Source organism: Anabaena sp. 4-3, assembly GCF_001597745.1.
In the GTDB taxonomy this organism is placed as follows: Bacteria; Cyanobacteriota; Cyanobacteriia; order Cyanobacteriales; family Nostocaceae; genus Trichormus.
In genome coordinates this window covers 271608-297917 of sequence record NZ_LUHJ01000061.1, presented here as the reverse complement: position 1 = coordinate 297917, position 26310 = coordinate 271608, and the positions used below count along the sequence as shown (strand labels likewise).

The following is a 26310-nucleotide window of genomic DNA, read 5'->3' as shown; positions in this document are numbered from 1 at the left end:
AAAAATCTCCCTCATCCCCCCTACACCCCTACACCCCTACACCCGCAAACTACTGTTTCAAAAGCCTCCTCCTGTGGGGAAAGTAAAAATATATTTTTATACAGTTTATATATTTATGATTAGTATTTATACTGAAATAGAACAGGGTGAAGCATGGCTGCGGCGATATCGCGGTCATGTACCTGTGTTTGTCTGTGTTTTAGGTTTTACGGAAACTGGTTTGATTCCTGGAATTTCAGCAGCTGGTTGCACTCCAGAGGATAGGAAATATACTGCTTGTGCTGATGCAGAATTTTTATACTACGGTGCAAAACACCAGCCTCAATATTCTCTACCACCACTGAGTGCGGGAGTGTCTCCGGTGCTAATTTCTCGCGCTGTCGTGGAAGCCTTTAATCTTCCAGTTTATTTGTTTAATGCGGGTTTACTTCAACCCCCGGCTGTGCCAATTATTGATTTGGGTGGCTTTCCGGCTCATTGTTTAAGTACAGGCGCAGCGATGGAGTTAACTACTGTCAATCGTCTGTTTAAACAAGGATTGCTTTGGGGTGAACGCTTGGCGGCTAAATCTCAAACCGGGTATCTGATTTTAAGTGAATGTGTTGTTGGTGGTACTACCACGGCTTTGGCAATTTTAACTGGCTTGGGTATAAATGCAGTAGGAAAGGTCAACAGTAGCCACCCAATTTGTAATCATCAACAGAAATGGCAAGTGGTGCAGCAAGGGTTGGAGAGGATGAACAAGAGACAAGGCAAAGGGGACAAGCTAGATGTTACTTCCTGTCTCCCTCATGATCCTTTAGAACTCGCTGCCTCAGTGGGTGATCCTATGCAGGTAGTCGTGGCGGGAATGGCGATCGCCGCTAGTCGTCGTTGTGGTGTACTATTGGCTGGTGGCACCCAAATGTTGGCAGTGTATGCCCTGATGAGTGCGATCGCTCAAACTTATAGCCTATCTTGGCAACCCTCCGCCGTAGTTGTCGGTACAACCCGTTGGGTAGCAGAAGATCCCACAGGTGATACTGTTAACCTTGCCCTCAGTTTAAATGCACACACCCCTCCCCTCCTAGCTACCAAGTTGGATTTTGCCGATTCTCGCTACTCCCAACTGCAAGCTTATGAGAAAGGTTTTGTTAAAGAAGGTGTAGGTGCTGGCGCAGCTTGTATAGCCGCCCATCTTTGCCAAGATTGGCAGCAACATCAACTGTTGGCAGCGATTGAAAACCAAATTCAGCAACTTAGCCAACTCCCTAGTTCATAACAAAAAACCGGACTCCAAAATTCCGGTAAGTCTTAGGAATATTGACTCTTGACTACTTAATGAATTCTCTCTTTCAATAATTGCTCTTCTAAAGCGGCAATCCGATTGTATGCTGCTGTTAATTGTGCCGTCAGTCGTTGTACTTGAATTTCCGGGGCTATAGTTTTCTCTCCATCTTGGCGATTCATGTCTAGATAAATGCCATCTGTCAATATATCCTTGTGTTCCAGTTCGGCATTGAAACTGAGATGTCCTTTTAATTGAGAATAACCAGTAAAGCTATTTTCCCGCAAACTCTCCTTCGCTTGTGTTCTGGCTAAGGAACATTCTGAAACAGCTTGAGAAACTTTCAAGTCAAGCTGCTCTATAAACTGGTAGAGGGCATCCAGCTTATGACTTACAGTTAGGATTTGTTGTTGTAATGGCTCCATTTAATACCCTCATCCGCACATTTTCTATATGTTATTCAATTTACTGTCAATGTTAAACATACTTATGAATTATTTAATGATTCAAACCTTACGTTGGAATGCTCAACATAGGGATTTATTTATAGATGTAATTCAATAGTTAATCAAGCCGTTACTCATTATTTAATTAAGAAAGGTTAAGTTATATCGGTTAATGCTGTCAAATCTATCAAGTTAATTACTAATGCGTTAGCTGCTAAATTGCTGATAAATAGATATAAAACCTATTAATCCCGTTATTTCATCTTTCATCAAGTTTTTAAATAAATTAAACTTAATTTGTAGAAATCCAAAATATATGAATCAGCAAATGTCAACTATGTTAAGTCTCCTGCCGATTAATTGTCTGCAACCCCATCTGATTTGCTCATGCAACACAAAGAGTCTGATTGAGCAAAACTTGGGTAATTCCTGAAAATAACCGGTGCTACATTGGATGATGGCAGGGTATGAGATAGGAGATATATTTGGACAAACGACAATGATTTTGTAATCAAACCATAATTTATCTTTATATAACTTTAAACTATGTATAGCTATCAATCAATGGATAGAAGGTCTTTTTTAATTAGCATGGGTGGCTTGGCAGTTTCACAACTGCTAGTTGGCTGTGCTGACAGCAAACAGGCAAAACTCAACGTTCAATTACTCAAAAGTTCTATCCCTGCTCAAGTAGTTGACCAGTTTCGACGCAATTTGACACAACAAGTACAAGTCAAATTTGCACCTGTTCCTCAATTACAAGATATATTTAAGCAATTACAAACCTGGCAGCAAAAACCGACAGCCAAACAGGATCAAGAATGGACGCGGTTCATCCCATTTAGACAGTCCCAATCATCTGCTGTAGCCAACTTGGTAACATTGGGAGACTATTGGCTAAAAACGGCAATTGCACAACAACTGATTCAACCACTAGAACCAAAACAATTAAAACATTGGTCTGAGTTAGATGCTAGATGGCAGAAATTAGTAACCCGCAATCAGCAAGGTTTCCCAGATTTGCAAGGAAAGGTTTGGGCTGCTCCTTACCGTTGGGGTAGTACAGTCATTGTCTATAACCAAGATAAGTTTAAAGAATTGGGATGGATACCCCAGGATTGGAGTGATTTGTGGCGAGCAGAACTCAAAGAGCGTTTTTCTTTATTAAACCATCCCAGAGAAGTTATTGGCTTAGTCTTAAAGAAACTCGGTAAATCATATAACACCGAAAATTTAGATGCAGTTCCCGAATTAGAACAACAACTGCGAACATTAAACCAACAGGTAAAATTCTACAGTTCTAACACTTACCTGCAACCTCTGATTATTGGTGATACTTGGCTAGCCGTTGGTTGGTCAAATGATGTAGTCCCTATTTTAAGCCGTTATCCGCAATTAAAGATGATTATTCCAAGTTCAGGGACAGCAATTTGGGCGGACTTATGGGTAAGTCCCAAAGGAGCGGCTCAGGATGATTTATCATCTCAATGGATTGATTTTTGTTGGCAGCCAAACATCGCCAAGCAAATTGCTTTGCGGACTCAAAGTAATTCACCAATTCCTACAAATATCGTTGCTGCTGATATTCCCGCATCATTCACCAGTTTGTTACTCAATAATCGTGAAGTCTTGGACAAAAGCGAATTTTTGCTACCCCTACAGCCACCTATAGCCCAGCAATACGAATCTTTATTTAGCAAAATCAAGGCGTAATTCTGATGTCAACCCATAGCATACAGATTCATCTGCGTTTATCTGCGTTTAATTATGTCTCTGCTCACTCTCGTTGAACATCGCTATAACTTGAATTGGAAATTCATCTGAATATTACAAGCAGCTGGTTTATTGCCAAAATTACAGGTATAGGTTGCTAACATATTACCTTGGTAATTAAACACCCGCAGGTTATAATTATCCTTCCTAGCTGTGCTACCCAAGCGATTTACAAAGTCGTAACGTTCTAGATAATCTAGCAAACTCCAAATTTGTTGATTAACTATGAGGTCTACTCTAGCCGGTTCTTGTTCGGTAGCTGGGTATGCTATCCAGTTATCTAACAGCTTATTTTCAGTAATTTCTTTTGCTAACCATAAACTAGGAATAGTTAATCCTTGTAACCTAATGGTATTAGCTGTAACTATAGATTCCTTTGGGTTAGTTAATAATTCCAATCGCAAAGGTGCATCAGAAGGTTTGGGGATGGATGCTGTTTCCGCTATGGAGTGGGAAATCGGGAACAGGAACATCGGGCTAAGAGTTATGGTTAGCAATGAGAGTAATTTCTGTCTAAGCATAACCAAATTTACAGTTTTGTCAAATCAACTACCCACAATTTAACCGCTTTGGGTGATTGCGGGTAGTGTAACTTTTGAAGTACCTAAGTTGATTATTCTCCAACTCCTGGTAGCCTGGGATGTTGGGCTGAGTATCTGGCGACTAATTTGGATATTTCCGGGTTATAAAGTCGCAGATAGTTCCAATAGTTACCGAAGACTTGGCGGACGTAATTTCTGGTTTCATTGAAAGGAATGGCTTCGACAAACTCATCTGGATCTTGAGTGGGGAGTGTGCGCGTCCATTTGGAAACGTTACCGGGGCCAGCATTGTAACTGGCGATCGCTAACATGGAATTATTCCCGTATTCCTGATGGGTATAATCTAAATACCATGTCCCCAGCATGATGTTATCGTTGGGGTTTTCTAAGTCAATGGTTTTGGGGTCTAAGGAAATCTTAGAAGCTATCCATTGCCCTGTAGCTGGCATGACTTGCATTAAACCAGTAGCCCCAGCAATAGATTTAATTTTTGGTTCAAATCGTGACTCTTGACGCATCAGCCCCGTTACCAGTAAGGGGTTAAGTTGTCGTTCAGATGACCATTTCGCGATTTCTCGCAGGTAGGGAAAGGGGTAACGGGCTTGCCAGTAGGTAATTTGTTGGCTTAATTCCTGATATTGGGCTTGTTCTTCTGGTGTTTCTCTGTCTTCTAATTTCGAGATAATGCCAATACCGGAGAGATTTTCACCCCGTGCTAGACGCATTAAGCCTTCCGTAAATTGCTCGGCGACTGTCGGCTGCTGTTTATTGGTATATTCTGTCTCCCATTGCAGCCACGCATCACGGTCTTGACCAAGCAGATATAATTCTTTGAAAGTGACAGAACCAGCCAATGGTACAGGTCGCTGGTGTGGAACTACTTCTGGGTTGAGTTGGCGGATATTGTTAAAGTCACCGACATTCAACCCCAACAGATTTGCTGATCGCCAAGCATAGTAAGAGTGAGGAAAATAGCCCACCACATACTCATAAGCTTTTTTAGCTTCTTCTTCTTTACCTAGGTTGGTTGCCCATTTGCCCACCCAAAAACCGGCTCTGGGAGCTAGAATATGATTTGGGTTTTCGGTGACAATTGGTCTTGCCCATTTCCAAGCGGCGGCATAATTTCTAGCTTTGGCTTGTTGTTTGGCATTTTTCCAGCGATATTCTGCGGCTTCATCAGATTTACCGTACTGGGTGAGCAGTAATTCCCAGGTTTGTTGGGCTGCTTGTTGATTATTGAGGGCTTGGAGAATTTCGGCTTTTTTTTCCAGGGCTTGACTAGCTTGCTGTGGAAACTTGGCAATTACTTGGTCAAGATAAGGTATGGCATCTTTGCGGTTTGTTGTCATTTCCGCTAGACGTATTAAGCCTGTACCTGTTTCTTTGGCCTCTGGAAATTGCTGTATGAGTTGATTATAAGTGGCGATCGCTGTGTCTGTGTCTTTACCACCCACTTGCAACCCCCGCGCCGTGCGGTAAAGGTTACGTGCTGTTTTCGGTGCTTTGGCGTAAGCCGCCGCCGCTTTGCTAAATTGATTATTTTCCCAGTAAGCTGTGCCAATAATTTCCCATGCTTCTGGTTTGAGGTTGGGCTGTTTGCTCAGTTGATCTAACACCCCGACTATACCGGGTTGATGATGGGCATATTGAGCCAATATTAATTTTAACTGCGGCTGGTTGGGGTTCTCTTGCAACCGCTTTCTGATAATTTCCCAGGTGAGGGGATGGGAAGGAAATTGAGCGATCGCTGTATCATGTAGCTTGGGTTGGGCAATGAGATACTTGGCTTTTACCGCCGCCGCTTCCTTGGGATAATCTTTGAGTACCTTTCGTCTGAGATCAGAAGCTTTACCATCCTCTCCCAACATATCCTGGGCTTGGGCTTGTTTCAACAAAATATAAGGTGCTAAGGCTGGATAATCTCTTTCTAGCCCTGTGAGTAATGAGAGTGCTTTTTGCGCTTGCTTTGTATCGATATAATCACTCGCCAACAGATAACGCGCTCGTTCTCTGTCTGGTGAACGTCCATTTTTGACGATGGCTTCTAATTGTGCGGCTCGCTCTGGGGGGGCTTGTGCTATCAGTGGAAACACAGCTGATTGAGCCTTGGTGGCTTCAGTTAGCTGTTCAGGCTGCTGAGTTTGAGACACATTCAGCCATTCGCCCAAGGATTTGCCGATTTGCGGTGCTGACACCATCGCCCCAGCTGAAAAAGCAAACAGTGCCGCACCTGCAATGATAGTAATTGGTTTTTCTTGTAATTTCTTCAGCATGAATACTCGCTGAAAAGTTGCGATGAATTTCTTGCAACTCTAGCATTCTTTACCATAAGTGTAATCATCTTTTAACTAGAGATTTCTTATTTTCTAAAAAATTCGCCCAAACATCGATTATAGCGTGATTGGGATGGTGCTGGTAAAGCACAATTTACGTGATGACATCCATCTACAGAATGTGTTGTGTGAATACTGTTCAAAAAGTTTTAGTGGGGAATTAGATTTTAGATTGAACAATCTAAAATCTAAAATTGTTCTGTCTCCGTTGTCTAGCTTTAACGCAAATTAGCGGGTATTTCTGTGGGTATCACCCAATAGTAAATGGTTCTGCCATCAACTTGCAGGGTTTTTTCTGGTTTCCACTCACCCATATTGAAGGCATGGGAGACAACCCTAGTACCGGGTTTTAGTTCTTTAAATAGTTTAGGGCGCAGTTTGAGATTGATATCAGGCAACAGATAAAGTGTAACTACTGTTGCTTCACTCAAGTCAGTATTGAACAAGTCTTGTTGAACAAACTGCACCCTATCTGTTACTTTTGCATTCTTGGCATTGGTGTTAGCCTCTTGAATGCGTTCTGGATTAATATCTATTCCTACACCTCTTGTCCCGTATTTTTGAGCAGCTGTAATTACAATTCGTCCGTCACCACTACCCAAGTCATAAAGAACATCATTTTTATTTACCTGGGCTACCTCTAACATCGCATCTACTACTGGCTGAGGTGTTGGTACGTAAGGAACATCAGCAGGACGTTCTTGGGGTTTGAGGGGAACTTGTGCTTGAGTTTCCCCTGCTAAAGTCGGTGCAGAAGGTTGTGTTTGGGCTTGTAAATCCTGTTGTGGGGTTGTGCAACCAGCAAGTCCCACACTAGCAATACTCACTCCTGTCACCAACAAAAGCAGGATTTTTGGCAATGTCATAGTTTTCTCCAATGTCTTTGTTTGAATTTTGTAGCCAGTTCCCCAACGGATGTTGAATTACTTACGCCCTAGTTTGGTGGTAACGATTCCAAATTAAAAAAGGAATACCGGCTGCTACTACCAAAACACCAACTAATGCGCCTACATTGGTATAAACTAAGCTGGAGTAAAGTAAGTAGCCGCAAACTAGACAAAACAGCAAAGGTGTCAGGGGATAAAAAGGCACTCGAAACGGTCGGGGAATATCTGGGTCACGGTGGCGTAATACTATTAGGGATATGCCGGAAAGCAGAAAAAAGAACCAAAATACCGGGGCGGTGTAATCCACCATTGTTTCAAACCCTTTGCGGGTAAATGTGCCTAATAAAACCAGTAATAGAGCGATCGCCGCTTGTACAAGTAAGGCAGAGGTGGGAGTGCTGGGGCGTTGTTGCCAGCGTCCCATAAAACCAAACAAGGAAAAATCTTGTCCGAGAGCGTAATTAGTCCGAGAACCTGTAAAAATAGTGGCGTTGAGCGCGCCTAAAGTACAAATGGCAATCAAAACGCTAATTAATAACGCTCCCGGTGCGCCCCAAATCGAGCGCATTAAATCTGCGGCTACGGCTTCTGATTTAGCCATGTTGCCTAACCCCAAGCCTCGCAGGTAAGCCCAGTTGATCAGCAAGTAAATAGCTGTAATAATGCCAATACTCCAAAATAGCGATCGCGCCATGTTACGCCTTCGGTTTTGGATTTCGGCTGATATGTAAGCCGCTTCGTTCCAACCTCCATAAGACAGCAACACAAACACCATAGCCAGCCCCCAAGAGCCAGAGGAAACAGACTCGCTGGGAATAGGACTGGAACTACCAGTTACACTCAGCCCCAGTATCACTACTAATAACAAACCTAAGACTTTGGCCAGCGTTAGTAAATTTTGTGTCCACTTCCCTTGCTGCAAACCTACAATATTCAAGGCTGTAAATACAGTAATTGCGACTGCTGCATATACAGCCGATGAAAATGTACCTAGTCGCCATATTTGAGTAGCATAGTCACCAAAGACAAATGCTAACAGAGTAATAGAACCCGTCTGAATCACCATCAGCCGCGCCCAGGCAAATAAAAATGCAATTACTCTTCCAAACGCCCGTTTCAGATAATAGTAAACACCACCAACATGAGGATAGGTTGTTGTTAACTCTGCATAGCACAATGCACCAATAATAGAGATTACGCCACCAGCTAGCCACAACAGCAGTACAGCAATATCACTACCTGCTTGATTTGCTACCAATGCAGGTGTTTGAAAAATACCTGCACCGATGACAATACCTACAATTAAAGCAACTGCATCTGGTAAAGTTAACAGTGGCTTAGGTGCTGCTACATCTGTTGTCTGTGTCTCCTCAAGTCTACTGTATTCCTGATGTCTGCTCACATTAGCTCCTTACGAGTCTTTTATTTCGTGACAAATCATCCCCACTCGTAGTAAATGCTCATCAAATGGAGAATACGATTGTGCAGCTATGACAATTGTTAAAATTTATCTTCAGAGATAAATATAACAATAAAATGACGCATATTTAAGAATATTTAAATTTCAAGCTTAGGGAAATTTATAGTTATTAAAATAATTATTCATGGGAAAAATAATCTACTAATTTCTGGTATTATTACGACCACCATTAATAGACTATAAATTCAATAACAAATTATTGACTCATACCAATTTTGTATAACGTTGCATAGAATTATCAAATCAATTGATTTATCTGCATTCATCCGCGTTCAATGATGCTTGATATTTGATTCTATCCAGGTTCATATTAATTTGGTATTAGTCATCAAGTAATCTATAAATCATCGAAAATATTTCCTGATTTGCTGTATTTTTCGCTACTAACATTTATCTCATCGTTGATGTTGGTATCGATTTTCTGGATTTAATTGTATAAAAACTCACTAAATACTGCATCTGCCATTAGTAGGATGTTTCTTTGACTAAAGTCGTAGTTCCCTGAAAATTGAAATCAATCTCACCGAGCATAAAACCTAGTTCAACCATGCCGATGTTTTAGTATCTACCACTGGGTAGAAGTAGAATATCTACTACTTCACCTACCACTAAACCCAAAGTAGCTAAAACTGTGATTACCCAAAATGAATATCGTCTGTTGAAGCCAGCAAAACGCATTTCTAAATCAGCTAAAAGTGTACTGGCTACAGGTATCAGCAACAGGCTAAATAATAATGACCAAGTTGCCACTAAAGCAATTGATATGCTTAAAAATAAAATGACTACTAATGTCTGAGAACCAAAGGCCACCAAATGTTCTAACCAAGAAATACTTTTGCGAACTATCGTGAGAGCAATAGTGACAATAAATGCTCCTACTAACCAAATAATGTGATGTGCAGCCAGATACCATCCTAAAACAGCATAAGCCAGCCAGAGTAGGACTAGCGGTATCATCGGTGTTTTTTGATGCGATGGTAAATTTATATTTGCCATACCTGGTCACAAGGTGAAGATGAGGATTGATTATTTGGTGAATGGGAATTAGATATCAGAACTTTTCTAGAGTTGAAACACACAAAACTCTATTTCTAGTCCTGACACATTGCCAATGCTACTACTTTTACATTTCAGGTTTAGCAAATTTTTTGTCTAAATACTCGATTACCAAGGAAAAATTAAGTATATTTATGTGAATTTTTATAATGAGTTAGTTAATAGAGAAATGGCGACGGTTGAGGAGAATTGTGGCTGAGTTGTCGCTAACTCTAGAAAGCAGAGAGGACTAAAGTCCTCACTACCAACAAAATTATCAGTCTGTTAAACTGACTGTAAAGCTGTTTGCGCTTCAGTGGCGATCGCTTCTACTTGATCATTGGCCATAGTCTCTAAAATAGATTTCGCTTCTGCACCACCTAAGCGAGCTAAAGCCTGTGCAACTCTGTAACGGATTTGCCAATCTGGGTGATCAGCATAAGGTTGTAACAGGGGAACAGCTTTGATATCTCCCAACTCACCCAAAGAACTAATTGCCGCAGTTTGCACTAATTCCACATCAGAGGAGAGTGCTTGTTGAAGTAATTCAAATGAACGCGGATCTCCTAGTTCCCCTAGTGTAGCAATAATACTGAATTGTACTAACCATTCAGAGGTTGTATTGTACAGTTGTTGCAAATCCTCAAAAGCAGCTTGTAGTTTTAACGCTCCCAAACAATCGGCGGCGGCGGCTTGCACATCCGCCTCTGGATCTTTGAGTAAACCACGTAATAACTGTAAAGATAAGTTTAAGTCCTGAGTGCCGAGAGTATCGAACTGACTCACGGCTGAGTACCTGACACGGGAATTGCTATCAACCATAGCAACTTGAATTAATTCAAAAGCAATTGTCGGTTCTAAGTCACGGATTTGATTCACAGCACGTAAGCGATCGCCCAAATCATCAGAACTAAGCGATTCTCTTACAGACTCAGGAGTTATACTCATCTAAAATATCCTTTCTCAAAGTTTCAACCCAGTCAACCATCAACAGTCCCCAGTCAATAAAATCAGCCTTGTTGGTTTGACTAATGACTAATGACTAATAACTAATGACTAATGACTAATAACTAATCTTGACTAGCAGCCATTGCCCGGATAATGTCACCACGGGTAAGGATACCAATTACTTGTCCTGTACTATCTAATACAGGTAAGCGGTGAACACTGCGATCGTGCATTAGTTGCGCTGCTTGTTTTACAGTCTTGTCGGGAGTGATAGTCACAGGATTTTTACTCATGACTTCCCCAACGGTTTGTCCTAACGCTTTGTGTAAATCGCGTTCATAAGCCGCAGGATTTTTTAAATAGATGACACTATCTAGAAACATAATGTAAGCTGGCGGCGTTACACCAGTTTCTTGCCACATCAAATCAGTTTCTGAGATAATGCCTACCAATTTACCGACATCATCTACAACAGGTAGTCCACTAATACGTTTTTCTGCCAGAATTTCGATAGCTTCTGCCAGAGGAGTTTCTCGCCGGACAACAATTGGCTGAGAACTCATTATATCGGCAACGGTTTTAGGCATTGGCTTGCTTAACCTTTGATCACGGTCTCTGCCAATATTGTAAAAAATTAGGTAACTCAACCTAATGCAGTTAATACATTGTTACGGTATTGGGGATTGGGGAAGGTTGACTGTTGACGGTTGAACGCCAGTTGCTTTGAGTCTGGCTACCGAACGCACTGGCTCCTGTTGATTGGGTAACAGTTCTTCTCCCCTGCTTCAAGAGCCTCCCCTACTCCCCCTACTCCCCTACTCCCCTAGACTGTACTTCTTTTCAATGCAGCAATAATCTGAGTATTTGCTTCGGGGAAAGCAAACTGTTCTAATTCGTCTAAATTTACCCAGCGCACTTCATCACACTCTAAAGGTTGGGGAACACCTTCAATGAGGCGACAGTGATGTACTGTTAAGGTGACACGCAAATGAGTATAGGTGTGATCAATCGTCATCAGATGTTCTCCTACAGCAATCACGATTCCTAGTTCTTCGTAAATTTCCCTTTTGATACACTCTTCCACAGTTTCGCCTGGCTCGATTTTGCCACCAGGAAATTCCCACAAACCGCCCATTACTCCTTGCTGACGACGGCGATCAATTAAAATTTGCTGCTGCTCGTTCCAAATGACGGCTACACCGATAATTTTGTGAGGTGGTGGGGTGGTTTGGTTCATAAGTAGTTGTCTAAATTGATTTGTGGAGATATCAGGACTTACGCAACTGGCACATTAGTAGGGTGCGTCAGATGTTGAAAATCTGTGATTTTTGACCCAATTATCGCTGCTGACGCACCCTACACGAGACTTTGATGATGACATTTGCGTAAATCCTAGTGATAAAACTCTTGACTATTGACCATTAACCATTGACAATTGACTATTGACTATTGACTAATAACAAAACTCGGCAGATTGATTTAACATCTACCGAGTTTACTTTTTTTTACAATATAAACTTTTTTCAACTTATCTCAACGTGTAATCTAAAATTTCAACAAAGACAAGCAGCGTTAGCTTGCTCTACTTTGCCACTAAATGCAGCTAACGCATGACTTATGGGTTGATGAGTCGTTTAAGGTCTGTTATGCAGAGTCTTTGTGAAAGGTACGTTTGTTGAATCGGTGAGCGACGATGTTGAAATCCTATTCGCCGTCGCTGTTATGGCTTTCCGCACCTTGTAATACCATTTCAAAGTTCATTCTTTGTTCGGCGTTGCGTAAGAAGTAACCGCTCATCATTGCGGATGCTAACAAACGTCCCAAGTTTTCCCGATTGGTGGTAATAGTCACATCAAAATGTTCTGAGGGCAGATGTCCCAACATTCCTATGATGTTGCGTTCCATTACCTGAAATACTTCAGGTGAGCTAGGTTTGGATAGCTGGTTAACTGTCTCTGGACTTAATGACTTGACATACTGCCACAGTAAATTACTGGTTTCTGACTCACCGTTCAAGAATTCGGAAACTCGATTATTAGATTGATTACTCAATTTATACCTCCTGTAATACCTCTGGTGACGGTAGTGTTAACGAATTAGTATATTCAAATCTGTTCTTTACTTGACTTAACAGCTTAATTAGTGTTCCTGTCAAATAATGTAACAAGTTCATTCGCTACAGGAAGTCGGTGTAACCGTACAGCTACCGGGGGATTTTCACGACAGGGGACTCTCTTGAGGCAGGGGGAGAAAAATCCCATCCCCAATGACTAATGACTAATGACTGATGACTAACTTGCCAAATACTCATCCATGTTGGCTTTAGATTTACGCAGTTTAGTTAAAGCTTCTCTCTCGATTTGTCTGACTCGTTCCCGGCTAATGTTGAGGATTTCACCAATTTTTGCTAGGGTTAAAGCTTGTCCATCCATTAAACCAAAGCGGAGTTTAATCACTTCTTTTTGTTGTGGGGTGAGTTGCTCCATCAGGCGTTCTATGTCATAGGATAGGGACGATTGCATGACAAACTCTTCGGGAGACGCACCGGGATCTTCTAGCATTTCTCCGAGTTCGGTGTCGTAGTTATCCCCTAAACGCAAATCTAAGGATAAGGGTAGACGCGCTTTTTCTAAATACTCTCTTACCTGCTTAGGTGTTAGTTCTAATTCATTGGCTAGTTCTGATGCGGTGGGCGCGCGTCCTAGTCTTTGCGATAGCTGGCGTTGTGCTTTTTTAATTTTGTTGAGTTTCTCTGTAATGTGTATGGGTAGGCGGATAGTCCGGGCTTTTTCGGCGATCGCTCGCGTAATCGCTTGGCGAATCCACCAATAAGCATAGGTGGAAAATCTATACCCTTTTGTGGGATCAAACTTCTCTACACCCCGTTGCATCCCAATACTACCTTCTTGGATTAAGTCCAATAAATCGACGTTGCGTTTAATGTACTTTTTGGCAACGGATACTACAAGCCGCAAGTTGGCTTCTACCATTTTGCGTTTCGCAATCTCACCATCCGCGATCGCTGTGTTGAGTTCTTGTATATCTAACTCAGCTGCTTGTGCCCATTCTGCCATCGTCGGTTGACGACCCAACTTTTCGGCTAAATCCTCCCGGACTTCCTGCAAACTGGTAGAACGCTGCACCTGTTTGCCATAAAAAATTTCTTCTTCGTGGGTTAAGAGTGGTACTCGACCAATCTCACGTAGGTAACTCCGCACGAGGTCTGTGGCTGTCTGAGCGGTCTTCATGGCGCTACTCTTTGGTAATGATGGACTGGTTGGTAGGGTCATTAACTGAATAGATGCTCTTTGCCGGTACTACCCAGTTCAACTGGGATTGATTATCGTTTGCAATTTATATACTCGATGACTTCAACTGCTACATCAATCCACGGTGGTCTTTAACTGCTAGAGATTACAGTTATTTGTCTGTCTGCTCAAGTATCTACGGTTAGAGAAAATGTATTAAGTAAAACATTTTTGATTTTAATCTTTGTTAAAAATTGTAACATTTATGAGAAAAAAAAGGGGCAAATGCAAATAAAAATTTCTCGGCACAGAGTCTAGATACTTATTTTGATACTTATGTACTAATAAGATAGTACATCAGTTCGGAAACGGAAACACCAGTTTTCTGAGAATTGAACTGGTAGGTAACAGAGAATGAAAGGGACTCTTAAGTTGTGGTTGGGGACTCCTTGCTGCGCTCTGTGGATCAACAGGTCAGGTATTTTGTTGTTGTGGCTGGTGTACGCCAGTAGTTCCTCATCTAGCTATTGGACTGATGATTGCTTTTGATTGCGATGGGTGGGAGAAGTTGCCGCAGAGAGTGATGACTTCCTCATATTTGTTAAAATATCGCAATAAAAACCATAATGTTTTTTCTATAATAATTACTTAATTTTCCTTGTAAATACTGCTTTGTGTAGATTCTAGGGGATTGGGGATGGGAAGGGACTGGGGACTGGGGGCTTGATTTTTCCCCTCCGCTTCCTCCGCTCCCCTGCTCCCCTACTCCCCTACTTCCTAGACTGTCGAGCAGTATTCTTGGATTACTTTTACGTCCAAAGTGGTATTTTGCATGGAACGGATAGCGGCGACAGTGGCTTTAGCTCCGGCGATGGTGGTGATGATGGGGATTTTGTAAGCTAAACCTGTGCGGCGAATTAATTTAGCATCAGTTTGGGCTTCTTCCCCAGAAGGTGTGTTAATAATCAGTTGGATTTTCTGATTTTTAATCGCATCAATGACGTGGGGGCGACCTTCGTGCAGTTTCAGCACTAACTCTACATCCAAGCCTTGTTCTAAGAGGACTTGGCGTGTACCAAAGGTAGCCATGACTTTGAAGCCTAAATCAATAAATTCTTTCACTACAGGAACAGCTAAGGCTTTATCGCGATCGCTCATGGAAACGAAGACTGTTCCTGTGAGTGGTAAACGCTCTCCAGCACCTAATTCTGCTTTGGCGAAGGCGCGACCAAAGTCGCGGTCTATGCCCATTACTTCACCAGTTGAGCGCATCTCTGGCCCTAATATTGTATCAGTACCAGGGAATTTATTAAAGGGCAACACGGCTTCTTTTACCGCAATGTGAGCGGGGATAACTTCTTGAGTGAAATTTAATTCTTCTAAGGTTTTCCCCGACATAATCAAAGATGCTAATTTCGCCAGAGGTACACCTGTCGCTTTCGATACAAAGGGAACTGTGCGAGAAGCACGGGGGTTAGCTTCCAAAATGTACACTTGGGGCGAATAACTGTTAGCACCGACGACAGCAAACTGAATATTCATCAAACCGACTACAGACAAAGCTTTTGCTAGTTGTACAGTCCAAGTGCGGATTTGAGTCAGCACGGCTGGCGGTAGGGAAATAGAAGGCAGAGAACAAGCCGAGTCACCTGAGTGAATTCCTGCTTGTTCGATGTGTTCCATGATGCCACCAATCACGACTCGCCCGGTATGGTCGGCGATCGCATCTACATCAACTTCGATGGCGTTTTCCAGGAACTTATCAATTAAAATCGGGTGTTCTGGTTCTACCTGTACTGCAAAGGTCATATAACGTTCTAATTCTGCATCAGAGTAGACGATTTCCATCGCCCGTCCCCCTAACACGTAACTAGGACGTACCACCACCGGATAACCAATGCGTTTAGCCACAATTAACGCATCTTCATAACTGCGGGCAATGCCATTTGGTGGTTGAGCAATATTTAATTCTTTGAGAATATGCTCAAATCTTTCTCTATCTTCGGCGGTGTCGATAGAATCAGGGGATGTTCCCCAAATCTTGGTGGTGAGTGGGGATGATGCTGTGTCTAATCCCTTCAAATACTCCTGTAGCGGTACGGCTAACTTCAGTGGTGTTTGTCCACCAAATTGAATGATTATCCCTTGGGGGTTTTCCGCTTCGATGATGTTGAGGACATCTTCTTTTGTTAACGGTTCAAAGTAGAGGCGATCGCTAGTATCATAATCGGTAGATACTGTCTCCGGGTTGGAGTTAACCATAATCGTCTCATACCCTGCATCTTTGAGAGAGTAGGCGGCGTGACAACAACAATAGTCAAACTCAATTCCTTGACCGATGCGGTTCGGCCCGCCTCCTAAAATCATCACCTTGGGCTTGCTGGTGGGCAGCACCTCGGTTTCTGCTTCGTAAGTTGAGTAGTAATAGGGTGTGAAAGCTTCAAACTCCGCCGCGCAGGTATCGACAGTTTTGTAAACGGGGATGACTCCTAGCTGTTTGCGGTAGGCGCGGACTTCATCTTCGGTGGTTTTGGTGGCAAAGGCAATCTGGCGATCGCTAAATCCATCTTGTTTGATAGCATACATTTGCTCTTTTGTCAACTGTTGCAAAGGTGTGCGTTTGAGGAATTTTTCCACCTCTAACAGTTGCTGCATTTTATCTAAGAACCAAGGGTCAATGCCGGTGAGTTCGTAGATTTCCTCACTACTAAGTCCTAGTTGCAAAGCATGACGCACCGCAAAAATCCGGTCTGGGTTAGGTGTGCGTAACAAGGCGCGAATTTGTTCACCACTGGGTAATTTTTCGGCTTTGTCACAACCCCAACCAGCGCGCCCAGTTTCCAGGGAACGCAGGGCTTTTTGAAAGGATTCGTTAAAAGTTCTGCCTATGGCCATTGCTTCGCCGACGGATTTCATTTGGGTAGTCAGCACTGGTTCAGAACCGGGGAACTTTTCAAAGGCAAAGCGGGGGATTTTGGTGACGACGTAATCAATGGTAGGTTCAAAGGAAGCGGGGGTTTTCTTGGTGATGTCGTTGTTAATTTCATCCAAGGTGTAACCTACCGCCAGTTTCGCCGCCATCTTCGCAATTGGGAAACCTGTAGCTTTGGAAGATAAGGCGGAACTGCGAGAAACACGGGGGTTCATTTCAATGACGACGACATCCCCATCCACCGGGTTAACAGCAAATTGGATGTTAGAACCACCTGTTTCTACGCCAATCTCGCGGATGATTTTAATCGCCATGTCCCGCAACCGTTGGTATTCTTTATCGGTGAGGGTTTGGGCTGGTGCAACGGTGATTGAATCCCCGGTATGAATTCCCATTGGATCAAGGTTTTCGATGGAACAGATAATGACGACGTTATCTGCTAAGTCGCGCATGACTTCCAATTCGTATTCTTTCCAGCCGAGGAGGGACTGATCGATGAGAATTTGGGAAACGGGACTGGCATCAATCCCGACTTGCGCCATTTCCTCGAATTCTTCTTGGTTGTAAGCGATACCGCCACCCGTCCCACCCATTGTAAAAGCGGGGCGAATAATTAACGGATATGTGCCGATGCGCCGGGCGATCGCTTTGGCTTCTTCTAAAGATGAGGCGGTACCACTGGGACACACTTTTACCCCAATCTTGGCCATTGCATCGTTGAATAGTTTTCGGTCTTCGGCTTTTTCAATCGCGTCTAACTTTGCACCAATCAATTCAACGTTATATTGATCTAAAACGCCATTTTTCGCCAAAGCGACAGCTATGTTTAAGGCTGTTTGTCCGCCCATTGTGGGTAATAAAGCGTCTGGACGTTCTTTAGCAATGACTTTGGCGACTAATTCCGGTGTGAGTGGTTCTATGTAGGTGCGATCGGCTGTATCTGGGTCGGTCATGATGGTAGCTGGGTTAGAGTTTACCAGTACGACTTCATAACCTTCTTCGCGCAGGGCTTTACAGGCTTGAGTACCAGAGTAGTCAAACTCACAGGCTTGACCAATGACTATAGGGCCAGATCCTAATAACAGTATCTTCTTGAGGTCTTGACGGCGAGGCATAGTTGTTGCTTTAGGGTTACGAGAATATAAATCCTGATTATTTTAAGGTTCTTTCCTGGCACTCATGTCGTTTATTATCAAAGTTTTCCACGTTTGATCATAGACAAGGCAAAAACCGGGATGGGGAGATAGTAGTAGCTAGCCAGGAACTTGCTTACTCTCTTTTACCAGCATAGATGCTGCTACGGTCGGTTTTATACTGAATTTATGCGCTGGCTGTGACAAATTACTGGCGATCGCGAGAAATTACCTTCACCAACATATCTTTTTGTATTGATTTTTTCATCAACCCATACTCTTTACTAATTATTTGATTTCTTTAAGCGTTAATTTCAAACATTCTCAATAAACTGACGCTTAAGTATTTTCATTTTGGCGTGTAAAAGCTTTTACGTCATCAATAAATATAATTAAATCTATAGTTTATAGTTAAGAAGAAGTTAAGAAGAAATCAAGGATTAATCTTGATAATTTAGTAAATTGATATTTATTGTCAAGATACTTGAAGAGCAATTTTAGATTTGTGGCGATGAAAATATTCAGCTAAATGAAAAATGGCTGAGAGTATTAATACCCTCAGCCATTTGTAATCAGACTTTCAGATTGATTTCTATCAAGATGTTTTACATCTACAAATAGATAGAATTTCCATCATTTCAAGATTAATTCTGAGCAGGTTGAACAAAACCCAAAGTTAAGCTATCTTTAGCCAGGAAGTGAGCTAAATGATAAGCTCTTTCTTCGGTTTTTAAGAGAATCTTTTCGTACATATAGCGTGTACCACGGTCGCCCAAACTCTCAGCCTGAGCCGCTTGGCGACGGATAACGTTGATGATCGCCTGTTCTGCTGCCAGGTCATTTTCGAGCATCTGGCGGCTGGAATAGACACCATCAGATTCTGGTTCAAAACAAGTTAATTCTGCCAACTTGCTAAAACTAGCTGCTGGTACACCACCTAATCCATTCAAGCGTTCGCCAATTTCATGGATATGGTCTTGAACGTCTTTATAGCTGTCATTGAAAAAATCATGTAGTGAATAAAATTCTGCACCTTCAACCACAAAATGATGTTTTTGGTATTGCAAGTACAGAGCTTGAAAACTAGCTATAACAACGTTTAATCCTTCTGTTACTGGAACGGTGACACTGCGATCTAGTAACACAGGATTGTCGTAAACCTCGCCAAAGTTTTGTAATAGAGTTTGTGTATCAGCCATTGTTCCCCTCGCTTTTGGACAGTCTTACTTGCTAACTGTTTAGTTTCTACATATTAACACTTTAAACATAAAAACAAGAGCTAAAATTATCGCAAAATTTTAATTTTGATTCTGTGAATTGCAAACTTTACTCATTAATTATTTCTGTGTATATAACTTGAAGTTGCTACTTTATTTTTTGAGAAAAAGGAATTACTCTCAACTGTTGTGTTTCCTGTCGGAAGTGAGTGTTCACTATCAAAATAGGGAAAAATTCTCATTATTTTCTGGGATATTGTCAAACACCACACTACCCAGGTTCAAAGCTGGGATAGCAGCAAAGTTCCTGTATAGAGTCTGTTTCCCCACGTCTAGTTACACCAACTGTAGGGGTTTAGCATTGCTAAACCCCTACTTCCGTTAATTTCAGGAGTTTTACGCCCTCTAAACCAGGAAAACCCGTCCTAGCATCCAATCCCTTCTTCATCTGTCTGTTGAGTAATCAGCAAGTTATTTCAAGATTTTGCAAATTTTTTTCAAAACTAAATGAGAAAAGTTTGCACTTAAGGTATCCTAGGATTAGAGGTTGCTTCCTCAAAGATTTTTGAGACTAGGGAGCGATCGCTAGATAGTTACTGCAAATTAGTCGCACTTTGAGGGCTAGTTACTTGAAATCTTTTAGTTCAGAAGCCAAACAAAAGTACCTTGTAGAAGTGAATTGGATAGATCGATGGCAGGTTTACCAACGCTTACAAGAGTTAGAAATTCCCTGTAGCTGTCAAACTAATCAGCCTTTGAGTGTGGAAATTAACACTCCTACCGCCGCCACTCAACTCTGGAGTGTGATTCGAGAATTCACAGCCTCGCGCCAAGAAAAAATTTCAACTCTCAAATCTAGTTGGCGAATTCCCTACCGACATTCAGATAGGGGATAGCCACTCAAGTTATTCACACCATCTCAATTAATAAATCAGAGTTAAAAATAGGTAAAAGAATATGGGTGTATTCCACAAGGCAGCAGCATCAGACTTTTGTATTGAGGGTAGATTTATCGATTTTGTTATTGAAGATGGTTATAAGCTCAAAGGCTTGTTACTAGGGACTTATGATGGTGAATGCTACGTTAAACTGGCTAAACATTTAAGGTTTACTTTTGACTGGCGTTTACCCCCTGGAACTTGGTTGCAAGTGGTTGGTAAAGTCAAACATGATGCCAAGAGTGGTAAAACTAAACTGAAAGCGGAACAGGTAATGGCTGCTAAAACTGGTACATTAACACCAACGCCAGCACAACCAACTCAAACAAAACCAAGTAAGACTAAAGCCACAATTTTGGTGTGTCAAAAGTCTGACTGTATGAAGCGAGGCGGTAAGGCTGTTTGTCAAGCATTAGAGGCGGCGTTGAGCGATCGCGGTTTAGAAGACCAAGTTACAATCAAAGGTACTGGCTGCATGAAAAACTGCAAAGCTGGGCCGAATTTAGTCATGCCAGATAAAACCCGCTACAGTCGGATTCAAGCTGATCAAGTTCCCGCATTAATGAATAAACATTTTGCAGACAGCAATCGAGAACAACCTCAGCCACAATTCGTTGAAGCTGTTGCTCAAGCTTACTAACAAAAACAGGTCTGACGCAACAGGCATATTAGTAGGGTGCGTCAGATATCAAAAATAGGTTTATTGACAGCATTGAAACAGTCTGACGCACCCTACTGGCGTGGCAAGCCTTAAATGTTGCATTAAAACTCTCTTGTGGTGCAGGCTAGAAGCCCGCACCACAAGAACTATATTTTTGCACTACTTTAGCCTGTCCACGCCACTACAAATACTACAATTTTAGTCCTCAAACACAAAGGGCTAGAGCCGCTTACTACAAACTACATCGAATCTAAGCGGCGACGCAGTTGACTGCTAAAACTATCAATTACCGTCACCACTACTAACAGCACTAACATCATAGTGGTGGCTTTGTTATACTCAAACCCATCAATATAACTTTTCAACTGAAAGCCAATACCACCAGCACCTACCACACCCAAAACCGAAGCAGCCCGGATGTTATACTCAAACATCCATAAGGTGTAACCTAATCCTAAAGGTATGATTTGGGGTAGGATACCGTACTGGGCAATTTGTAGCCTCGATGCTCCCATCACTTGCAATGATTCTATGGAACGCTGGTCAACCGCCTCAATCGCTTGTTGATAAAATTTAGCTAGATAGCCGATGGTATAGATTCCCAATGCCAATGTACCTGCGGGCGCGCCTAAACCGGTAGCGGCGACAAAAATTAAGCCGAGAATAATTGAAGGCACTGAACGGACTGTATTTTGCAACAAATTGGCTAACCATTGCAGCCAACGAGGTGCAATATTATTGGCACTAGCTATAGCAATAGGTATAGAAATAATCGCGCCAATGGTAGTTCCCCATATAGACATCTGCACCGTTTCAATTAGTGCCTTAACTGCTATATCTATAACTGTGACATCGGGGGGAAATAACCGCGAGATAAAATCTGTAATATAAGGCCAGCTTGAACGCAATAGTCCAAAGTCTACGCTTAAACCTTGCAACGCCCAGCTATAAACTATGACCAAAATTAAGAAAATGAGTAAGGGAATCACCCAAGGGTAGCGTCGTAGGAGTTTTGAATGTAACGAGTAACTCATGATATATACTGAAATTGAACCTTTTAACTAACTCAAAACTCTTAAGTTTTAGTATTCATCGGCAGACGAGTTATATTTGGGCTTACCCTTACTCACGGAGAAACTTTAGTAAATTGTGCTTGCAAGTTATCGCAAACACCATCATAAACGATGCGTCCGGCATCCAAAACTATCGCTCGCTGGGCATATTTGGCAGCGATACCCAAATCATGCAAAACTGTAATAATTGTCAGACCATGCTGAGACTGCAATTCTGATAAAGTCTCCATCACTTGCTGACAGGCGATGACATCTAAGCCGGTGATGGGTTCATCAGCGAGGAGGATTTGCGGTGATTGGATTAACGCCCGTGCGATCGCAACTCTTTGTTGCTGTCCGCCACTGAGTTGGCTAGTCTTTTGATATGCTTGCTCTTTTAAACCTAATTGTTCTAATAAGTTTAAGGCTAAGGTGCGATCGCGTTTCGGAAACCCAAACAGTGTTTCCCAAGTGCTTCTGACTCCCAGTCTGCCACACAGCACATTGTCAATGGCTGACAACTGGGGAATTAATCCGCCGCCTTGAAATAACATGGCTACATCCTGGCGAATTTTGGGCAATGTAGGGTTTGTTACCTCTAAACCATTGATGCGAATTTCTCCGCCTTTTAATGGTACTAACCCGACAAGCGATCGCAGTAAAGTAGACTTACCCGCACCGTTGAGTCCTAATAAAACAACAAACTCACCCCGGTTGATTTGGCAATTAATCCCGTTGAGAATAGGACGATGCAAAGATTCAGCATAGGCTGTCTCTAAGTTGTAACAATTTATTACACAATCACTCATCCTATTCCTCGGTCAATTTAATTAAATATATCTGGTAAAGACGCGGTTAATCGCGTCTTTAGGAATAATTAAGGTTCAATTCCAACGCGCTTGAGAGCATCCTTCACTGGTGCTAAATGACGGTTATGATCTACTCTCACCAACTCTGTAGAATTATACAAGCTGCGTAGTAATTGATTATTTTGCGGCTGATTTAGCTTCAACATCGCATTAATGAGTTTTTCTCTGACTACGGCATTCACGTCATCATCGATCACGATACCGTGGGCAGGTACACCAGAGATTCTATGTAATACCCGTAACTTGCTGCGTTCTTCGGCGGTGATGTAGGGAGGAAACAGAGCATATTCTGATACTACAGCTACATCAGCTTGACCACGGACAACCGCTTGTAAAGCTTTACTATAGTTACCACCGTAAGTCATTTGGCCAAAGAAACCATCCATGCGATCGCGGTTAGGGACAAATCCCTGCTTCACCAATTCACCCACCGGGAAAATGAACCCTGAGCCAGAAGTGGGGGAAGTAAACGCCATTCTCTTACCCCGTAGTTGTTCTAGGGTACTTTTGGCATTATTTTTAGTTTGCAGAGGGCTATCTTTAGGTACAACAAATACTGAATGGTAGGTGAATCTACCTGAATAGTTTTCGCGGACTTCCGCTAAGTGTAAGCGAGCATTGGCGAGTTGTTCGGCTTTCAATGCAGGGCGACTGCTCAGGAAAGCCACATCAGCGCGATTTGCTCTCAAAGCTTCTACCGCCGCCGTGTCATCACCTATCTGTGCTTTAACACGAATTCCTGACTCTTTGGATAAGAATGCGGCTACAGCATTGGCTTTATTTTGCAAGTCTGTGGAATCGGAACGACTAGGAAAAACCATTGTCAATTCCTTCTGCCTGCGAGCCAGTAAGCGAGGTGCTTGTTGATTATAAATTGAATTAGCATTAGTCGGCTCTATTCCTCCCAAGGTGCTGACTGCTAAACCTGTTAGAGCAACAAATGTTGCTCCAGCACCCAACAAGCACTTTTTGCTCACACTCATTTCCAACTCTCCATTAAGAAGTATTTGCAGTATTTTTGCAAATTAATTTCATCTATCCCAAGGATAGAATCTATACCTTTTAGGAAAAAAAGTCAATAGTTATAGCGAGATGTCAGGTAAAAAATAATAATTTTCGTCACAGGGGCTAGTCTTCCGTATGATGTACCAATAATATGGTTATCTGTAAAATTAATTACAAAAACGGTGATAGCGATCGCTTGATGCTGACAGAGGACACGTATTAATCACCATTAACTCAATATTGCCATGCTAAAAAACCTACTTGGGCTTTACATACCTTTTTTCGTGGTAAGTATGATAGCGATGATTTTTTTGTTTCGTCATAACTGGAATCGTTTCGCCAAACTATACCGCACCCATGAGCCACCACCACCACATTTCTCACGTATGGAACGTGGTTCTGTGGGTTGGGTGTACTATAAAAGCACTTTAAATGTGGGTGTGAGTGCTAAAGGAATTTATCTGAGTGTTTTCCCGTTGTTTAGTTTTGGCTCACCACCGTTGTTAATTCCTTGGAGTGCAATTAGAAAAATTGAACCTGCTAATAGTTTGTTTATAGAGCGGTTTCAGCTATATTTAACCGAGCCAAATGTCAAGCTGATAATTCGCAAAGAAGTTTTAGAACCTGCTAAGGAATATTTAGCAACACAAGGTTTTGAATGGATTTAGCAGCTAATCAATGCCAGGGTGATACTCACAGAGTTAATCAAGGTTTAGTCTTGACTATTCCCGATTTACCCCATAAAATCTCGAATATCTCCAGCTACAAGCCCAACACAGGAATTCGGTAAATCATTACCAGCATGAGCAATAATTTTCAATTCTGCTTGGGGAATCAGTTGACTATAAGCCTGACTTTTAGCTAAGGCTTCAGGGGAATCTTTACCACCTTGTAAAATTAATACCGGAATTTCTAGTTGAGATAATCGACTGTGTAATAATTCTGCTTCTAGTTCTGGTTGTTGCCGTTGAAATAGTAATTGACACGCTGTGGGATATTGCAGCATAGTTTGGCGCATTTGCCAATCTTGTTGTATTGTTTCATGTAGACCAAAAAGTTGAGTGAAAAAACGCAGCGATCGCAGTATCTTAAAAAAGAGTGGCGATCGCTTCCATAACCTCCGCATTTTCTGCCAATAAGCTGCTTGCCCTGAAAATTGCACACCCTCTGGTGCTAGCAGAACTAACTTCTCAACTCGCTGTGCATACTTTAAGGCATAACTAGCCGCAATCCAACCCCCAAGAGAATCACCAACTAAGTGGACTTTTTCTAATTTCAAAGCTTGCAGAAACTCGGCTACACACTCTACTTGCACATCAATAGAGTAATGGATATTGGGATGCTCAGATTCTCCAAACCCTAATAAATCTGGTGCCAAGCAATGAAAGTCTTGAGCAAGCGACTCAATTACAGCTACCCATTGGCCGCTATCATACCAATTCCCATGTAAAAAAACTATGGGTGTCCCCTTACCAGATTCACGCCAGAATAATAGCCCTTGAGATAGTTTTCTCCGGGCGTTACGTAACAGTATATTCATTTTGATTTAAGGGTTTAAATTAGACAATTTAGCATTAATCTAAGTTGCTAATTCTAACCTAAAAATCCACATATTTTTTATGCTAATGTTGTCAAGCCATTCAAGTAGTCTTGTAGCTGGCGAGAGTGATCATGAGACATGGGTTCTTTAGGTAAAGCATCAACCGGGAATGCGCGGATTTCCATGACTTCTAATTTATCCTGAATTTCCATAGTTCCCTGAACTTCCGCTTCCACCACCACACAAATCGAGTGAATTCTAGGATCACGATCTGGCGAAGAATAAACCCCAACCAAACGCCTAATTTTGGTTAACTCTAGTCCAGTTTCCTCGACTAACTCACGGGAGACTGTAGTCGGGATATCTTCTCCCCAGTCTACCATGCCCCCAGGCAAAGCCCAAAGACCATCGTCACACCGTCGAATCAGTACAATTCTGCCATCAGGTAATATCGGTATAATACTCGTTCCCGTGATTGGATGACGAAAAATCATACCTAGTACAGTTGTTCCAATCCGCCACCAACTACGTGTGGATTGGACAGTAGCCGCAAACAAAGCAAGAAGGTTCAATCTGAAAATGTTTATATAGTGTTCTTTAATAACCTACCACTGGCATGAACTCAACTATGAAATCGTTGAATTTTGCCTTAAACAAATATGCTAGTGGTTTGATCATAGATTTTAACTATTTTTATTTAAAACATCAACTTTCCCATTCATCGATTTTTTCTACATGACATTGTATTGTCATATACATATAAATTCAATTAATTAATCTTTTATATAATCAGCGTCTCCAAACTAAAATCAGGATGAATATTCTCTAATGAAAAAATCCATTTCTCTAATTAGGGTTGGCTAAATCAACCTAAAACCCCAATAAATCAAGGGATTGAGACAGATAAAATCGGAAAAAGGTGTCAGGTTTTTTGCTCAGTCAGTGTCAAAAGCCTGTATTTGGGACTTCCAAATAAACAATATCCAAAATCTAGGGTGCGT

Annotated in this window: 23 protein-coding genes; 5 read left to right on the top strand and 18 right to left on the bottom strand. The window is 42.0% G+C overall.

Features of this window, described 5'->3' with window-relative positions:
* Positions 1–115 precede the first annotated feature (115 nt).
* Positions 116–1261, top strand: a complete 1146-nt coding sequence (gene cobT, locus A3775_RS16395) for a nicotinate mononucleotide-dependent phosphoribosyltransferase CobT (RefSeq protein ID WP_066375104.1) — start codon at positions 116–118, stop codon at positions 1259–1261.
* A gap of 56 nt (positions 1262–1317) precedes the next feature.
* On the opposite strand, the gene A3775_RS16390 is transcribed toward cobT, so the two are convergent.
* Positions 1318–1692: a hypothetical protein gene (locus tag A3775_RS16390; protein ID WP_066375106.1), complete on the bottom strand. Its 375-nt coding sequence runs from the start codon at positions 1690–1692 to the stop codon at positions 1318–1320.
* Between the two features lie 585 nt (positions 1693–2277).
* Between A3775_RS16390 and A3775_RS16385 the strand changes: the two genes are divergently transcribed.
* A complete protein-coding gene (locus A3775_RS16385) occupies positions 2278–3426 on the top strand; it encodes an extracellular solute-binding protein (protein WP_197480179.1) in 1149 nt (382 codons plus the stop codon).
* Positions 3427–3509: 83 nt separating this feature from the next.
* On the opposite strand, the gene A3775_RS16380 is transcribed toward A3775_RS16385, so the two are convergent.
* The 12 genes from A3775_RS16380 to A3775_RS16325 form a co-directional block, all read right to left on the bottom strand.
* Positions 3510–4007, bottom strand: a complete 498-nt coding sequence (locus A3775_RS16380) for a hypothetical protein (protein ID WP_066375110.1) — start codon at positions 4005–4007, stop codon at positions 3510–3512.
* Between the two features lie 92 nt (positions 4008–4099).
* Complete coding sequence (locus A3775_RS16375; protein ID WP_066425877.1) at positions 4100–6304, bottom strand: transglycosylase SLT domain-containing protein; 2205 nt, start codon at positions 6302–6304, stop codon at positions 4100–4102.
* 278 nt (positions 6305–6582) lie between these two features.
* Positions 6583–7230, bottom strand: coding sequence for a cyclopropane-fatty-acyl-phospholipid synthase family protein (locus A3775_RS16370; protein ID WP_066375115.1), 648 nt, complete (start codon positions 7228–7230; stop codon positions 6583–6585).
* 61 nt (positions 7231–7291) lie between these two features.
* On the bottom strand, positions 7292–8653 hold the full coding sequence (locus A3775_RS16365; protein ID WP_066375117.1) for an APC family permease: 1362 nt from the start codon (positions 8651–8653) through the stop codon (positions 7292–7294).
* A gap of 636 nt (positions 8654–9289) precedes the next feature.
* Positions 9290–9727: a hypothetical protein gene (locus A3775_RS16360; protein WP_197480178.1), complete on the bottom strand. Its 438-nt coding sequence runs from the start codon at positions 9725–9727 to the stop codon at positions 9290–9292.
* 324 nt (positions 9728–10051) lie between these two features.
* Complete coding sequence (nblB, locus tag A3775_RS16355) at positions 10052–10714, bottom strand: phycobilisome degradation protein NblB (protein ID WP_066375119.1); 663 nt, start codon at positions 10712–10714, stop codon at positions 10052–10054.
* A gap of 122 nt (positions 10715–10836) precedes the next feature.
* On the bottom strand, positions 10837–11301 hold the full coding sequence (locus tag A3775_RS16350; protein ID WP_066375122.1) for a CBS domain-containing protein: 465 nt from the start codon (positions 11299–11301) through the stop codon (positions 10837–10839).
* Positions 11302–11537: 236 nt separating this feature from the next.
* A complete protein-coding gene (gene mutT, locus A3775_RS16345) occupies positions 11538–11951 on the bottom strand; it encodes an 8-oxo-dGTP diphosphatase MutT (RefSeq protein ID WP_066375124.1) in 414 nt (137 codons plus the stop codon).
* A 467-nt stretch (positions 11952–12418) separates the two neighbouring features.
* Positions 12419–12766 carry a DUF760 domain-containing protein gene (locus tag A3775_RS16340; RefSeq protein ID WP_066375128.1) on the bottom strand — a complete coding sequence of 116 codons (348 nt, stop codon included), beginning with the start codon at positions 12764–12766 and terminating at the stop codon, positions 12419–12421.
* 239 nt (positions 12767–13005) lie between these two features.
* Positions 13006–13962, bottom strand: coding sequence for an RNA polymerase sigma factor, RpoD/SigA family (locus A3775_RS16335; RefSeq protein WP_066375454.1), 957 nt, complete (start codon positions 13960–13962; stop codon positions 13006–13008).
* Positions 13963–14739: 777 nt separating this feature from the next.
* Positions 14740–18009, bottom strand: a complete 3270-nt coding sequence (carB, locus tag A3775_RS16330) for a carbamoyl-phosphate synthase large subunit (RefSeq protein ID WP_066425875.1) — start codon at positions 18007–18009, stop codon at positions 14740–14742.
* Positions 18010–18671: 662 nt separating this feature from the next.
* A complete protein-coding gene (locus A3775_RS16325) occupies positions 18672–19226 on the bottom strand; it encodes a Dps family protein (RefSeq protein WP_066375133.1) in 555 nt (184 codons plus the stop codon).
* A 647-nt stretch (positions 19227–19873) separates the two neighbouring features.
* On the opposite strand from A3775_RS16325, the gene A3775_RS16320 reads away from it, so the two are divergent.
* On the top strand, positions 19874–20140 hold the full coding sequence (locus A3775_RS16320; protein ID WP_066375136.1) for an Asr1405/Asl0597 family protein: 267 nt from the start codon (positions 19874–19876) through the stop codon (positions 20138–20140).
* 61 nt (positions 20141–20201) lie between these two features.
* Positions 20202–20822 (top strand): (2Fe-2S) ferredoxin domain-containing protein, encoded by a 621-nt coding sequence (locus tag A3775_RS16315; RefSeq protein ID WP_066375139.1) that lies wholly within the window; start codon positions 20202–20204, stop codon positions 20820–20822.
* Positions 20823–21082: 260 nt separating this feature from the next.
* Here A3775_RS16315 and phnE read toward each other — a convergent pair whose 3' ends face one another.
* From phnE to A3775_RS16300, 3 genes are all read right to left on the bottom strand, one after another.
* On the bottom strand, positions 21083–21877 hold the full coding sequence (gene phnE / locus A3775_RS16310; protein ID WP_066425874.1) for a phosphonate ABC transporter, permease protein PhnE: 795 nt from the start codon (positions 21875–21877) through the stop codon (positions 21083–21085).
* 92 nt (positions 21878–21969) lie between these two features.
* Positions 21970–22704, bottom strand: a complete 735-nt coding sequence (locus A3775_RS16305) for a phosphonate ABC transporter ATP-binding protein (RefSeq protein ID WP_066425873.1) — start codon at positions 22702–22704, stop codon at positions 21970–21972.
* 68 nt (positions 22705–22772) lie between these two features.
* Positions 22773–23747: a phosphate/phosphite/phosphonate ABC transporter substrate-binding protein gene (locus A3775_RS16300; protein WP_066375149.1), complete on the bottom strand. Its 975-nt coding sequence runs from the start codon at positions 23745–23747 to the stop codon at positions 22773–22775.
* Positions 23748–24014: 267 nt separating this feature from the next.
* On the opposite strand from A3775_RS16300, the gene A3775_RS16295 reads away from it, so the two are divergent.
* Positions 24015–24437 (top strand): hypothetical protein, encoded by a 423-nt coding sequence (locus A3775_RS16295; protein ID WP_066375150.1) that lies wholly within the window; start codon positions 24015–24017, stop codon positions 24435–24437.
* Positions 24438–24502: 65 nt separating this feature from the next.
* Here the strand turns inward: A3775_RS16295 and A3775_RS16290 are convergent, their stop codons facing one another.
* Together A3775_RS16290 and A3775_RS16285 are read right to left on the bottom strand one after the other, a co-directional pair.
* Positions 24503–25309 (bottom strand): alpha/beta fold hydrolase, encoded by an 807-nt coding sequence (locus tag A3775_RS16290; protein WP_066375152.1) that lies wholly within the window; start codon positions 25307–25309, stop codon positions 24503–24505.
* A gap of 77 nt (positions 25310–25386) precedes the next feature.
* Entirely contained in the window at positions 25387–25881 is a 495-nt protein-coding gene (locus tag A3775_RS16285; RefSeq protein WP_066375154.1) for an NUDIX hydrolase, read from the bottom strand.
* Positions 25882–26310 lie beyond the last annotated feature (429 nt).